This window comes from Maribacter luteocoastalis, assembly GCF_048890225.1.
Lineage (GTDB): Bacteria > Bacteroidota > Bacteroidia > Flavobacteriales > Flavobacteriaceae > Maribacter > Maribacter luteocoastalis.
Window position 1 is genome coordinate 26,663 of the sequence record NZ_JBMFZG010000002.1, and the last position, 14,584, is coordinate 41,246.

A 14,584-nucleotide genomic window follows, 5' to 3' on the forward strand; every position below is an offset into this window, starting at 1 on the left:
AAAATTATGTTTGGAGAAATTTACGATGTTATAGTAGTAGGAGGTGGCCACGCAGGAGCTGAAGCGGCGGCGGCGGCAGCAAACATGGGCTCTAAAACACTATTGGTTACCATGAACTTACAAACCATTGGCCAGATGTCTTGTAACCCGGCTATGGGAGGAATTGCAAAAGGCCAAATTGTTCGTGAAATTGACGCGCTTGGAGGCTATAGCGGGATTATAACGGACAAGTCTGCCATACAATTTAAGATGCTGAACAAGTCCAAAGGTCCAGCGATGTGGAGTCCACGTGCCCAAAATGACCGAATGCGATTTGCAGAAGAGTGGAGGTTAGCTCTAGAGCGAACGCCAAATGTGGATTTTTATCAAGAAATGGTTTCGGGTTTAGTGATAGAGGGAAATACGGTAATTGGTGTAAAGACATCTTTAGGTATAGAAATAAAAGGAAGATCCGTTGTCCTAACCAATGGCACATTCTTAAATGGACTTATACATATTGGTGAAAAACAATTTGGCGGTGGAAGAGCAGGGGAAAAGGCAGCTACAGGAATAACCGAACAATTAACAGCATTAGGTTTCGAAAGTGGAAGAATGAAAACAGGTACTCCACCAAGGGTTGATGGCAGGTCCTTAGACTATACGAAAATGATAGTACAACCAGGTGACACTATTCCCGAAAAGTTCTCGTATACGAACACAAAAACATTAAGTTCACAACGCGATTGCTATATGACCCATACCAGCACCATAGTACATGATCTATTGCGCGAGGGTTTTGACAGGTCACCAATGTTTAATGGAAGAATTAAAAGTTTAGGACCAAGATATTGCCCGTCCATAGAGGACAAGATAAACCGATTCGCCGACAAGGACAGCCACCAAATGTTCATTGAGCCTGAAGGCTGGGATACTGTAGAGGTATATGTAAACGGTTTTTCAACTTCACTTCCAGAAGATGTTCAATTTAAAGCACTTCGTTCTGTAGTCGGTTTTGAAAAGGTAAAATTCTTTAGACCAGGATACGCAATAGAATATGACTATTTTCCGCCAACGCAATTAAAACACACCTTAGAAACAAAGCTAATCAACAACCTTTATTTTGCAGGTCAAATAAATGGAACTACCGGGTATGAAGAGGCTGCCTCTCAAGGGCTGATGGCTGGAATTAACGCACATTTAAAAATCAATGAAAAGGAATCATTTATCCTAAAAAGAGATGAGGCATATATCGGTGTTTTAATTGATGATTTGATTACAAAAGGAACAGAGGAGCCCTATCGTATGTTTACTTCTAGAGCAGAATACCGAACATTGCTGAGGCAAGACAATGCTGATTTACGCCTTACACCTAAATCATATGCACTAGGGCTAGCGAAAGAAGATCGACTTAAAAGAATGGAAGAAAAACTTTCTAAGTCTGATAATTTTGTAAAATTCTTTAAAGAAACAAGTGTATTGCCCGAAGAAATAAATCCGGTATTAGAGGAGATAAAATCGTCGTTAATTAAGCAATCGGATAAAATGTTTAAGCTATTCTCAAGACCAAATGTTACTATGGACCACATGAAAACGCTTGACACTGTTACTTCTTATATTGAACAAAATCAATTAGACAACGAGATTTTAGAGCAGGCAGAAGTTCAAGTTAAATATGCTGGATATATTGCAAAGGAAAAAGTAAATGCAGACAAACTACATAGATTAGAAGCTGTAAAGATTCCACACAACTTTGATTACTCCAAACTTAAATCATTGTCTTTTGAGGCGCGGGAGAAACTATCCAAGATACAACCCGCAACCATATCCCAAGCTTCAAGAATTAGTGGCGTTACACCCAGCGATATTAGCGTGCTTCTCGTTTTTATGGGAAGATAAACACAATTGTTCCACGTGGAACAATCTTATTAATAACTACAAATAGCTAGTTAAATCAGAGCAATAATATAATGAAGACGTACTTAAAAACAAAAGACTACTTCTTTACAAATGATGAGTTTGAGTTGTTGTATGACCAAGAACTTGATATGCTTGTAACCCACCCACAACCAAAAGACATATCTGAATACTACGACTCTACAAATTATATTTCACATTCGGATAACACTAAAAACTTAATAGACAAAATCTATCATATAATAAAAAACTATAGTTTAAACAAGAAAACAAGGCTTATCAACAATTATGCGTCAAAAAACAAAACCTTGTTAGATATAGGTGCGGGGACAGCTGATTTTTTAATTAAAGCAAAAAAAAGCAAATGGCTAGTAACTGGTGTTGAACCAAATCCTATAGCAAGAGAAAAAGCCAAACAAAAAGGAATGGAGTTACAACCAAACCTTAACCTACTATCCAAACAACAGTTTAACATAATAACTCTATGGCATGTATTAGAACATTTACCAAATCTAGAAAAGGATATACAAAAAATCATTGAATCTTTAGAAGATAATGGCACCCTGATAATAGCCGTGCCTAATTATAAGTCATATGATGCTAAAAAATATAATAAATACTGGGCAGCTTATGACGTTCCACGACATTTATGGCACTTTTCAAAAACATCTATTCACAAACTATTTAAGAAACACAACTTAGAAATTATTAAAATAAAACCAATGATATTTGATTCCTTTTATGTGGCACTACTATCAGAAAAATATCAACATCATTCTTTTGCTTATTTAAAAGCTTTCTATTATGGATTACTATCAAATTTAAAAGCATTGCATACTAAAGAACATTCTTCTCTTATTTATATAATAAAAAAGAAAAAAAACTCCTATAGTTAATTTTATGGTGTTTAAAATAATAAACGAATGAAAGCTATTAATTAAAGAGAAGCTGCCTTAAAACAAGCTTAAAACAAGCTTAAAGTATAATAAAAATAAATACAAAATAAAATAAGTATAAGATATTGTTATACAATAAAATCACAAACAACTTAAATCCAAAAATTAAAAGCCGTGTTAAAAAGCTTTGTTACTTTTGCCCAACTTAAAAAATGAAAAAATGAAAAAAATATTCTTTGCACTAACACTAATTATAGCAACATCCTGTCAACAAGAAAAAATAGGTTTTGTAGATAATGTCAAACTAATGAATGACTATCAAGAAAAAATTGATATTGAAGCTAAATTTAAAGTTAAGGCAGATGCCTTAACAAAAAAGAGAGATAGTATTTCGCAGGCTTTTCAAATTGAAGCGCAGGCCTTTCAAGTAAAGGCTCAAACTATGTCTCAACAAAAAGCCCAAGAAGAATATGGTCAATTTCAACAAAAAGGTCAATTAATAGGACAACAACTTCAACAAGAAGATCAACAATTACAAATGGCCGGACAAACAGAAATGGATAGTGTAATACGTAAAGTTAAAAAAGAAATAGAAACTTACGGAAAAGCAAATGGATATTCTTTTATACTTGGCGGTGGAGAAGGTGGAAGCGTACTATATGGTAAGGAAACAAATAATATTACCGATCAAATAGTTAAACTTCTAAACGAAAAATACAAGAAATAATTTATATCACTAATCAAAAAAAAAGACCGTCAATGACGGTCTTTTTTGTATTCATTATTTTGTAATATTCTCTATTTTCTCTATTCCCTTTTCAATGGTAAACTTATCCTTAGGTAAAAAACCTTTAATCATAAGAACTACACCACAAATAACCAGTAACACACCAACTACTTTTTTTACTAACTGAATACGTCCTCTGGTAAGTTTCTTCTTCAACTGCTTAGCTAATAAAATTTTAACAATGTCAGTTATAAAATATGCTAACAACATACTAGTAAAGAACACCCTAATCCTTACCGGCTCATTATCTAGGCTAGGGCCTACAATTATAATAATACCAAGCCAAAAAACGAGAACACCTATATTAATAAAATTAAGTAAAAAACCTTTTACAAAAAGACTTAAATATCCTCCCCTATTTAATTTAATATCTACTTTTTCAGCTCGTTTAGTATTGTGTTTAAAAAAAATTGTAATCCCATATACCAATAAAATAGCTCCTCCAAAAACATATAAACCGGGCTGATTGCTTAAATTTTCAAGTAATTGATAACTACTAAAATAAGCCGCTATTATAAATAAAACATCAGCTAAAACCACACCAATATCAAAAACCAGAGCAGCACGAAACCCTTTCAATACACTCGTCTCCAAGAGTACAAAAAACACAGGACCAATCATAAAACTTAGTAAAAAGCCTAAAGGAATAGCTGCCTGTACATCTTCAATCATTTAATACTACATTCTCTTAATACTACCACCAAATACAGTTTTTTCTTCCAACTTTAATGGATTGCCAAAAACAAGAACTTCACCCCCTGCCTTTACTGAAGCTTTTACGTAATCACTAGCATATATCTCAGCCCTAGAACCCGCGTTTACATTAATTGTTGAAAATTTAGTTTTGAAATTTTCACCTTCATAGACCCCACCTGTATTTATTTGAACATCTTGTAAATCTGCGGTACCTTTGGTTCTTATAACTCCCCCAGAAACCGATTTAATTAACATTTGTTCTACATCTGCAGAAACCACTATTTCACCACCTTCTTGTGCCTTTAATTCTAGAATATCTTGCTCTATAATTTCATTTGAAGTAATTCTTGCATCTTCATTAACATCGATTACAAGTAACCTATCTGTGTAATACAAATCAACAAAAGTTTTATAACCACTAAATATTTTTCCTATTTGCATTCTTATTTTTAGTATACCATCATTATTAACAATCGCAACCTTATCAGTATTTTCACCTGTAATTACAGCCTTGTTCTCAGAAGCCATTATCAAGTTTATAGATAAACCATCAAAACCCTTCAATTGGTTGAAATTATCAAGTTCTTGTACTACTTGGTTGTCTTGTGCAGTTATGCATACACAACCCATAAAAAACAGTAGTAATACTAAATGTTTCATTTCCTTGATTTAGAATTCTTTTATGGATAAAAATTATTAGTGCCGTATAAAACAAAATCCATTCCAAAAAATTATTCGTTCTTACCTAGTAATGAAAAATCTAAATGGCGTTTTACTAAATCTGTATTCTTTACCATTACAATTACTTCATCACCTAATTGATATGTTTTTTTAGTCCGTTCACCAATAATGGCATACTGCTTCTCATCAAAGATATAATAATCTCCTTTTATGTCTCGAATACGAACCATTCCCTCACACTTATTTTCAATAATCTCTACATATATACCCCATTCCGTAACTCCACTTATAACTCCTACAAATTCTCTATCTTGATGATCTTGCATAAATTTAATCTGCATATACTTTATAGAATCCCTTTCCGCACTTGAAGCTAATCCTTCCATATCTGAGGAATGTTTGCACTTTGTTTCATAGGCCTCAGCATTAGCAGATTTTCCACCATCTAGATAATGTTGTAATAAACGATGCACCATAACATCAGGGTACCGCCGAATTGGAGAAGTGAAATGCGTATAATAATCAAACGCAAGACCATAATGACCAATATTGTCTATGGTATAAATTGCCTTACTCATACTACGGATTGCCAAAGTATCAACTAAATTTTGTTCCTTTTGACCTTTTACATCTTCCAACAACTTATTTAAAGAAGCGCTTATTGACTTCTTATCCTTAAAATCCAATTTATGACCAAATCTAGAAACAATTCCATTAAGAGCTATTAACTTATCCTCGTCCGGATCATCATGAACACGATATACAAAGGTCTTATTCTTTTGTTTGCCAATAAATTCTGCTACTTTTCTATTCGCTAATAACATAAATTCCTCTATTAATTTATTAGCATCCTTAGCTTCCTTAAAATAAACACTTATTGGTTCATTCTTTTCATTTAGATTAAATCTTACCTCTACCTTATCAAAAGAAATAGCACCTTGATTCATTCTTTTAGAACGCATGGTTTTAGCTAATTTATCCATTGTTAAGGTTGCCTCTACAACATCTTTTGAAACCTTATAAGCTCCACTCCTAATAGATATATCCTCAGGTATTTCGTTTCCTCCAGTTTCAATTATATACTGCGCCTCTTCATAAGCAAATCGTTCATTGGAATTTATTACAGTTCTTCCAAACCATTGATTCTTTATAATTGCATTACTATCTAGCTCAAAAACAGCAGAAAAAGTATATTTTTCTTCATTTGGTCTTAAAGAACAAGCATTATTAGATAATACTTCCGGTAGCATTGGTACCACCCTATCTACAAGATATACCGAAGTTGCCCTTTCATAAGCCTCATCATCCAATATAGTATTTTCCAATACATAGTGCGATACATCGGCAATATGGATTCCAATCTCAAAGTTTCCATTATCAAGTTTTGTAAACGACAAGGCATCATCAAAATCTTTCGCATCTTTTGGATCAATGGTAAAAGTTAAGACCTCACGTAAATCCCTTCTTTTTGCTATTTCATCGTCCTTAATACCAGTATCTAATTGATCGGCAAAACGTTGGACTTCTGTAGGAAATTCATAGGGTAAACCATATTCTGCTAAAATAGCATGGATTTCAGTGTCATGTTCCCCAGGTTTTCCTAAAACTTCAGTTATCCTTCCAAAAGGGGAATCTACATCATTTGGCCATTCTAAAATTTCAACTATCACCTTATCCCCATCTTCTGCACCTTTTAACTTGTCCGATGAAACAAAAATATCAGTGTACATTCTAAAATCACTAGGTCTTACAAAAGCAAAAGTCTTTTGCATATCAACAATACCAACAAAAGTGGTTTTATATCGTTTACTAATTTTATGAACTTCACCCTCTAATTTTTTTCCTTTCTTGGATGGATAGATATATACTTCTACGGTATCTTTATGAAACGCCTTATTTAGTTTGTTCGCGGGTACAAAAACATCATCATCTAAACCCTCTACAACAATATATGCATGTCCTTTACTGGTTAAATCTACAACACCGGTATGATATGTTTTAACATCATCTAAAACCTGGTAACTCCCTCGTGACACTTCTCTAATACGTTTCTTTTCCTTTAATTGCGTAAGTCTTTGAATAAGTATATTTCTATCCTGGACATCTGTTATCCCAATTTTCGCAGCAATTTGTTTATAATTAAAGGTCTTAGAAGGTTCTTTTTCTAAAACAGTAAATATGCCCTTGGTAATTTCATTCTTTCTATGGTTCTTCGCCTTCTTATTTCTATTCGACATTAAAATTTCTATTTATTGGAAAATTACGAATTATAATCCACTACATCTCTCTGCTAAACTGAACATAATCTATTATCAACCTTCGTTATCAACATTATATATATATACTTATTTCTTTTTTAGAATTTAAAATAAAATATGATGATTATGATAGCTTGTTAATATATGTAATAACTTAATTGTAATATACTTGATTTTGTGGGATATGAATACTTATTGACAACTTATAAGTATTTAATACTATTGATAATCAGTTAATTTAAATAGTTATCAGAAATAGTTGATAACCCATTTAAACATGTTTTTTTTGATAAGTAATTATAATTTTAATGTTAACTAAGAACAACTTAATCTTTAAAAGCATTTAACTAGTTCTTATATTAATATTAGCGAGATAGAAATAAAAAGTTAATACCAAATCTCTTTTAGAATTCACAAATAATTCTTTAAATATTTCTTAACATTTTTTACAGAAGTTAACAAGGTATTTAATCTACTAATGAACAACTTTAAACCTTGATATTTTACAAAAAGTTGTCAGGCACCTAATTTTTGTGGTGAACTAGTGGATGTTGTACATTTGTTATGATTTAATAAGTGTTCCCCAACATCAATAATTAAATTTGAACAAAAAAGTAAACAGATGAAAATAGCTATAGGTAATGACCATGCTGGAACAGAGTATAAACTTGCTATAATTGGTTTATTAAAATCTAAGGATATAGAAGTAATTAACTACGGTACCGATGGTACGGATAGTGTTGATTACCCAGATTTTGTACATCCTGTTGCCCAAGACGTTTCAGAAGGCAATGTAGATTGTGGTATAATAGTCTGTGGAAGCGGAAATGGAGCATCCATGACGGCAAACAAGCATCAAAAAGTTAGAGCGGCACTGTGTTGGACCAAAGAAATAGTTGGTTTGGCAAGAGAACATAATGATGCTAATATTTTAAGCTTACCCGCTAGATATATTTCCTTACCACAAGCTTTAGAAATGGTCAGTACTTTTTTAAGTACAGAATTTGAAGGTGGTAGACACGAGAGAAGAATAGAAAAGATACCTTGTAAATAGCCTAATTATGGGGCACGGACATCATCACCATTCCACTGGACATCATCACCCTAAAGCAACCGGGAAGAATTTAATATTATCAATTTCATTAAATATACTCATTACTGTTTCCCAAGTAATAGGTGGCCTCATTTCTGGAAGTCTTGCGTTATTATCCGATGCTCTCCATAATTTCAGTGATGTCCTTTCTTTAATTGTGAGTTATATTGCAAATGTCCTTTCAAAAAAGAAAGCTTCTACCAACAAAACCTTTGGCTATAAAAGAGCTGAAATTATAGCTGCATTCGTAAATTCTGCTACCTTAATAGTCGTGGCTATAATACTTATCAAAGAAGCCATTGAACGCCTTATTACTCCAGAAGAAATAGAATCCTCAATAGTTATTTGGTTGTCCTTGGTTGGAATTGTCGCTAATGGTTTTAGTGTTTTATTACTTAAAAAAGATGCTCAAAGTAATATGAACATGAAATCTGCATATCTTCATTTATTAACGGACATGATGGCTTCCGTAGCAGTTTTTATTGGTGGCCTTTTAATGAAATTTTACCAGTTATATTGGGTTGATCCTTTGTTAACCTTAGCTATAGCCCTTTATTTAATTTATATGGGGTATGATCTTTTAAAAGATTCTACAAGTGTTTTAATGTTGTTTACCCCAAATACCATACAAGTACAACATATTGTGGATACTATTACCAAAATAAAACCTATAAAAAACGTACACCATGTACATATATGGCAATTAAATGAAGATCAAGTTCATTTAGAGGCACATATAGATTTTACAGAAGATATTAGGCTATCACAATTTGACGCGATATTAGAACAAATAGAAGAGGAAGTTTATCATAAACACGGTATTAACCATGTAAACATTCAACCAGAGTTTGGTAAATGTGACAGTAGTCATATAATAGCACAATATTAATGTTAGAAACAAGTATAAAAAAATTTAGTGAGTTAGAACTAGAGGAACTATATCATATTTTACAATTGAGAAGTGCCGTATTTGTAGTTGAACAGGATTGTGTATACCAGGATATGGATGGAAAAGATAAAAAAGCCATTCATATTCTAGGAAGGCATGACGGAAAATTAGTAGCGTATACTAGAATTTTTGATTCTGGCGATTATTTTAATGAGGCAAGTATTGGTAGGGTCGTGGTAGATTTTAACTACAGGAAATTTGGATATGGAAAAGTAATTATGGAAGCCTCCATAAAAGCAATAAACAATCTATTTAATCAAACTGACATAAAAATATCTGCCCAATTATATCTAAAGAAATTTTATAATGATTTAGGCTTCATTCAGTTTGGCGAGAGTTATCTGGAAGACGGTATTCCCCATATAGGAATGTTGTTAAATTAAAAGAGGCTGTCTAAAAAACCTTTTTTGTTGTCTGTTCGAGCGCAGTCGAGAACTATAAGCCTTTGATTTTCAATAAATCTCGACTGTGCTCGATATGACAGCAGTTCTAATTTTAGGTTTTTTAGACAGCCTCTTTTAATTTTATAAATATCTCTTAAGGTTAAATTTTAATGGGCTCTTTGTTAGTTAGGTTAATATCCTCTAACATCATATCCGTAAATTTATAATGGCCCCTAGTGGTAATAATTCTAAATCTGTTGGAATTCATACGGCTTAAAGTGTCTAAAAACAACCATTTGGTTTTTAATAATCTTGGTTTTTCTGATTTTAGACTGATATCAAAAAAGTATTTTCTTCCATTTTTTACAGCCACTATATCAGGAGTAATTTTTACTTCAGTACCTTTTCTTGTATATGATTTTGGGGTTTCATAACCTTCCATGTCGGCTTTAATATTTTCAAACCCCGTGGCTTCTAAATGATGAATTGATTTTTCTAAAAAGGCTGTGTTTTCTGACTTGTCTATTTTTATCATACCTAATAAAATAATATAAAATAGCACAAATCCAAATTTTTAGTGTTGATTAACAAGCTTTTAACGATAACCAGAGAGGTGCTATTTATCCTTTAGAATTGCCTTACTTTTAAACTTTTGGGCTTTAAGGTCGGGCTCGTTACTATTTCAAAATCAACTACGCCTATAACCAATTCTTCATTAGTAATTACTTCAACTTTCCACTCGCCTTTTTTCACATTGTTTTTATAGGTATAACCCCTATATCCATTGTCACGGCCACCCGTAATCTCATACCCAATATCTTCTATTATTTTCCATTCAGAAGTTTCCTCGTTAAACCATTTCCAACGGTGTACTATGGATTTTTCTAAATTGGTTGGCGCAAATATTGATGTAAACACATAAACATTTTCATTAGGCCCATACACATATTTAATTCTATGATTTCGCCAAAAAACATACCATTCATTTGTTTCGAAGCTAACCACATATTTGTTGTTTTCCAATGTAATATTGTGAGCTACAATACCTTGATCCATTGCTAAAGGCACTGGGGGTATTAAGCGAAAAAAGTAGAACGTATTAATAAGTGCATATATTAAAACGATAATACCAAATAGCTTCCAAATTTGGATTTCCTCTCTAGTGCTTCTGCTTTTCCAGTAAGTAAAACCAATCAACGATAGCGTGATCGCTAAACTAACAAAACCAGAAATTAGAAATATTTTGGTGCTCATTTCTTTTATAAAAACAGGAACCATAAACGTAAAGAAGGTAAAACTTAAAAAAAAGTACACTCCAAATTGTAGATACTTGTTAGAGATTCTTTTTTTTAGAAATTCATTGGCAAAAAGTAGGATTACAAGAATAACAAAAAAGGTTGCCGTTTTAGAAAGGGAAACGGTTCTTGAAAAATAGACAACATAAGCACTAGACAAACCCCCAAAGAAAAACTGTATGGCCAGAGGAAAATATTCTTCATAACGTTCTAAGAAAGTGTTTTTCCATTTATTATCATCCATTAAATTATATAAGTATAGTGTAACACTGAGAGAAGTCATGTGAAGACATAGCACTATAAGATCATAAGTACGGTCTATTCGCCCAAGGGTTAGGGTATCAAATATAAATCCACCAATAAAAAAGAAAATTGGCGCATATTTTTCATATTTACGAATAAATGCTCTAAAAGCACTATTTCTAAATTTTACTAAGGCTCGTTTCATTTATTAAACAATCGATATTTAACACTGTAAATTTTACCAGCAAAAGAGTATTAAAAGTAATTCGCATACTATTATGCAAGCCTTTTCGCGATATCATTTTCAATTAAAAAATCTAATTTCAACACTAAGTTTACCGGCTTTTCTGCTTTGTTTTTTCTTGATAGATAAAGGTAACCTTCGCTTCTTTGATTTAATTCTTTTATGGGGCATTTCCCATTCAATTCTTTGTTCCCATCAATATATTTATTGAGTGTTTTAGGCTGTATTTTGCGTTTAGAAAGAAAGTCCAGTAACTTTTCTCTATTTACCAATGTGATTTTACAAGAGGTAAAAACGGTAGGCTCATCTTCATATATTCCGGTAATTAAGGCATAAAACTGGGTTTGTTTATCCAAATCAAAAAGCCAACCTTTTTTAAGCCTCCCTTTTTTGTGGTAGTTTATTTCAAAGGCAAAGGTTGGAAGATCTTCATTAATATAATCTAATTGCGCCTTTTCATCAATATTAAATGACTCTCCGGTTGTTTTATGTACAAATATGACATCTATACCGGCCAATTGCAGTTTAATTTCAGAAACACGCTTAAAATAATAATGATTTAGGTTTTTATGATAATAGGTATCCAACAACAAGGTAAGACGTTGCTCTTTTTTTAGATCAGAATTAAAAGAGCTTTTTAGTGTCACGGGATTTAGGAATTGATAGTATCATAAAGTTTTTCAGCAATTTTTTGAACTACCCCAACCACAAGTGCATTACCCATGAAAAAGGCTCTTTTAGTATCCGTAATGCCTTCTAAATGGGTATGGTTGTCGGGAAACATATTTAGCCGTTCAAGCTCAATAGGTGTCAATCTTCGCAAACCTTTTTTGGATGGTACCACATGTTTAAATCGCGACGGGCTTTTACCACCTTCTCCAGTGATTATGGTTCTAGAGGCATTGTCAAGCGCATCTGGAAAGATCATGCCGCCCTCACTATAATTATAGGTAAATCCGTTTTTTGAAGTACGGATTTCTTTTTTTGCCCCTTTTAAGTATGTCCATTTTTCTATATCCTTATTAGGTATAAGAAAATCATCTGAAACTGTTTCACTTTGTAGGATATCACCCAAAACCGTTTTCTTGCCATCATAGACAGCACTTGTTTTGTGTGTATGCACCTTGCCTTCAATAAATAGACCGGTATTCATGAATGGGGATAGTTTTTCACCCTTATTAAAAGTGTTGGATATGGTTATTAGATCTTCTTCTATGGAAAAAGAACTGCCACTTTGTGAAGTGTTTGCTACGGGAAATGCTTTGGCAATTATGCCGTTATGATGCAACCAGATTGCTGCCTTTATTTTTTTAATTTCTTTATAAATTGGGGTGCTTTTGTGGTAGCCAATGAAAAATATACGCCTTCTTCTTTGTGGCATACCATATTCTGCAGCGTTGATTACCCGCCATTCTACGGCGTATCCCAATTCATCCAAGCTTTTTAGCATAATAGCAAAATCACGGCCACGTTGGTTAGAGGGTGATTTGAGTAAACGATCTACATTTTCAAGGAAAAGATATTTAGGCGGATTTTTCATTTCAGAAAGGATTTTATGAATGCTCCACCAAAGCACTCCTTTTTTGCCAATTAACCCTTTTGAGTTTTGTAAGGTTGTTGCCACAGAATAATCTTGACAAGGAAACCCACCAACCAAAAGATCTGCCTCTGGGATATTTTTGGTCTCAACCTCAGAAATATCGGAGTTACTGTGGTTTTCTGGCCCAAACCTGGCCTCATACACCATGGAAGCATGTTGGGTTTTGGTGCTCGGTTCCCATTGGTTGCTCCACACCACTTCATACCCACGAGCTTGTTCTAAGCCCAAACGAAATCCACCTACCCCAGCAAAAAGCTCTATGACCTTAAGTTTTTCCATGTATGCTAATTTAGCCAATTTTAACGGCTAGATCCAACTACAAATGGACACAAGTTGTCCCTATTTCTTATTTTTACCTAAAACCTAAAAAATGTACTTTAGAAAACTAACCATTGTTCTTGTGACGCTCTTATTTATAGGATGTAAGACCACAACTAATGATTTGAGCGAAGTTCAGGAAATTATTGACAGAGTACAATTGGAATATGCACCAGACAAACGGATTGCCTTATTTGCTATTGAAGCGTCAAAACAGCATAACAACTATACCCTTAAGGGCGAAAGCAACTTGCCTGAAGCCGTGGCAAAACTTAGAAAAGACCTTCTAGATGCCACCATTAAAATTATTGACAGTATACAGGTTCTACCAGCGGTTTCACTAGGTGATAGGACCAATGGATTGGTAACTATATCAGTTGCGAATCTGAGAAGTAATCCAAAACACTCTGCTGAATTGGCAACACAGGCCACCCTTGGCACACCCTTGAAAATTTGGAAAAAAGAAGGTGACTGGTACTATATTCAAACACCGGATAACTATTTGGCTTGGGTAGATGCGGGGGGAATTACACCAGTGGAAGATGACCGGTTGAAACAATGGAAACAAAATGACAAAATCATTTACACCAAAACGTATGGTCATGCTTTTCTAGACCTTGAGAGTAAGGAACGTGTATCTGATTTGGTTGCCGGCAGTGTGTTAGAAATTGTTAATTATGGGGATAATGCCTTTCAAGTAAAGTTTCCAGACGGCAGACAGGCTTTTGTATTAAAAGAGGATGCCGAAGTTTATGACACATGGTTAGAAAACCTAAAAACCAAAAAGGAGGATTTGGTCTCCACTTCCAAAACCTTTATGGGTGTGCCTTATTTATGGGGAGGTACTTCAACCAAAGGAATGGACTGCAGTGGGTTTACAAAAACAGTTTATTTTTTAAATGGGATGATTATCCCAAGGGATGCCTCCCAACAAGTACATACCGGAAAACCTATAGATTCCACTCGAAATTTTGACGCACTAGAGAAAGGAGATCTTCTCTTTTTTGGAAGAAAGGCAACTGATTCTACTGCGGAAAAAGTGGTGCATGTAGGAATGTGGATAGGTAATAATGAATATATTCACGCCTCTGAAATGGTACGCATAAGCAGTATGGATAAAAATGCCTCAAATTTTGATGAGTATAATTATAACCGTTACTTAAGGTCTAACAGAATGCTTAATGAAGAAGATGAAGCCTTAATTAACTTACAAAAAAGTTTCACTTTTAATAATGCTAATTAGCGTCT

At 33.5% G+C, this 14,584-nt stretch carries 14 protein-coding genes; 7 read left to right on the forward strand and 7 right to left on the reverse strand.

Translation table 11 applies throughout. The features are described 5' to 3' along the window. The first annotated feature begins 6 nt into the window (after positions 1-6). The 3 genes from mnmG to ACOCEA_RS04665 all read left to right on the forward strand — a co-directional run bounded on the left by mnmG (position 7) and on the right by ACOCEA_RS04665 (position 3,516). Positions 7-1,875, forward strand: coding sequence for a tRNA uridine-5-carboxymethylaminomethyl(34) synthesis enzyme MnmG (gene mnmG, locus ACOCEA_RS04655; RefSeq protein WP_420755048.1), 1,869 nt, complete (start codon positions 7-9; stop codon positions 1,873-1,875). Between the two features lie 71 nt (positions 1,876-1,946). Continuing rightward, positions 1,947-2,789, forward strand: a complete 843-nt coding sequence (locus ACOCEA_RS04660; protein ID WP_420755049.1) for a class I SAM-dependent methyltransferase — start codon at positions 1,947-1,949, stop codon at positions 2,787-2,789. A gap of 220 nt (positions 2,790-3,009) precedes the next feature. Beyond that, positions 3,010-3,516 (forward strand): OmpH/Skp family outer membrane protein, encoded by a 507-nt coding sequence (locus tag ACOCEA_RS04665; protein WP_420755050.1) that lies wholly within the window; start codon positions 3,010-3,012, stop codon positions 3,514-3,516. A gap of 54 nt (positions 3,517-3,570) precedes the next feature. On the opposite strand, the gene ACOCEA_RS04670 is transcribed toward ACOCEA_RS04665, so the two are convergent. From ACOCEA_RS04670 to rnr, 3 genes are all read right to left on the reverse strand, one after another. After that, a complete protein-coding gene (locus ACOCEA_RS04670; protein WP_420755051.1) occupies positions 3,571-4,248 on the reverse strand; it encodes a LysE family translocator in 678 nt (225 codons plus the stop codon). A gap of 6 nt (positions 4,249-4,254) precedes the next feature. After that, positions 4,255-4,932: a head GIN domain-containing protein gene (locus tag ACOCEA_RS04675; protein ID WP_420755052.1), complete on the reverse strand. Its 678-nt coding sequence runs from the start codon at positions 4,930-4,932 to the stop codon at positions 4,255-4,257. Positions 4,933-5,003: 71 nt separating this feature from the next. Next, positions 5,004-7,190, reverse strand: coding sequence for a ribonuclease R (rnr, locus tag ACOCEA_RS04680; RefSeq protein WP_420755053.1), 2,187 nt, complete (start codon positions 7,188-7,190; stop codon positions 5,004-5,006). Between the two features lie 643 nt (positions 7,191-7,833). Between rnr and rpiB the strand changes: the two genes are divergently transcribed. The 3 genes from rpiB to ACOCEA_RS04695 are packed head-to-tail and all read left to right on the forward strand — an operon-like array spanning position 7,834 to position 9,636. Continuing rightward, positions 7,834-8,265 (forward strand): ribose 5-phosphate isomerase B, encoded by a 432-nt coding sequence (gene rpiB / locus ACOCEA_RS04685; protein WP_420755054.1) that lies wholly within the window; start codon positions 7,834-7,836, stop codon positions 8,263-8,265. Positions 8,266-8,272: 7 nt separating this feature from the next. Then, the gene (locus ACOCEA_RS04690; RefSeq protein ID WP_420755055.1) at positions 8,273-9,193 is read left to right on the forward strand and encodes a cation diffusion facilitator family transporter; all 921 of its coding nucleotides are present in this window, start codon (positions 8,273-8,275) and stop codon (positions 9,191-9,193) included. Next, the gene (locus ACOCEA_RS04695; RefSeq protein ID WP_420755056.1) at positions 9,193-9,636 is read left to right on the forward strand and encodes a GNAT family N-acetyltransferase; all 444 of its coding nucleotides are present in this window, start codon (positions 9,193-9,195) and stop codon (positions 9,634-9,636) included. Before ACOCEA_RS04690 ends, ACOCEA_RS04695 begins: the two co-directional genes overlap by 1 nt. A 160-nt stretch (positions 9,637-9,796) precedes the next feature. Here ACOCEA_RS04695 and ACOCEA_RS04700 read toward each other — a convergent pair whose 3' ends face one another. The 4 genes from ACOCEA_RS04700 to dcm all read right to left on the reverse strand — a co-directional run bounded on the left by ACOCEA_RS04700 (position 9,797) and on the right by dcm (position 13,297). Beyond that, positions 9,797-10,171 (reverse strand): hypothetical protein, encoded by a 375-nt coding sequence (locus ACOCEA_RS04700; protein WP_420755057.1) that lies wholly within the window; start codon positions 10,169-10,171, stop codon positions 9,797-9,799. Between the two features lie 92 nt (positions 10,172-10,263). Further along, positions 10,264-11,379 (reverse strand): DUF2914 domain-containing protein, encoded by a 1,116-nt coding sequence (locus ACOCEA_RS04705; protein WP_420755058.1) that lies wholly within the window; start codon positions 11,377-11,379, stop codon positions 10,264-10,266. A gap of 71 nt (positions 11,380-11,450) precedes the next feature. Further along, positions 11,451-12,065, reverse strand: a complete 615-nt coding sequence (locus tag ACOCEA_RS04710; protein ID WP_420755059.1) for a hypothetical protein — start codon at positions 12,063-12,065, stop codon at positions 11,451-11,453. Positions 12,066-12,070: 5 nt separating this feature from the next. Beyond that, complete coding sequence (gene dcm / locus ACOCEA_RS04715) at positions 12,071-13,297, reverse strand: DNA (cytosine-5-)-methyltransferase (RefSeq protein ID WP_420755060.1); 1,227 nt, start codon at positions 13,295-13,297, stop codon at positions 12,071-12,073. Between the two features lie 91 nt (positions 13,298-13,388). Here dcm and ACOCEA_RS04720 point away from each other — a divergent pair, with 91 nt between their 5' ends. Next, positions 13,389-14,579, forward strand: coding sequence for a C40 family peptidase (locus tag ACOCEA_RS04720; protein WP_420755061.1), 1,191 nt, complete (start codon positions 13,389-13,391; stop codon positions 14,577-14,579). Positions 14,580-14,584: the final 5 nt, after the last annotated feature.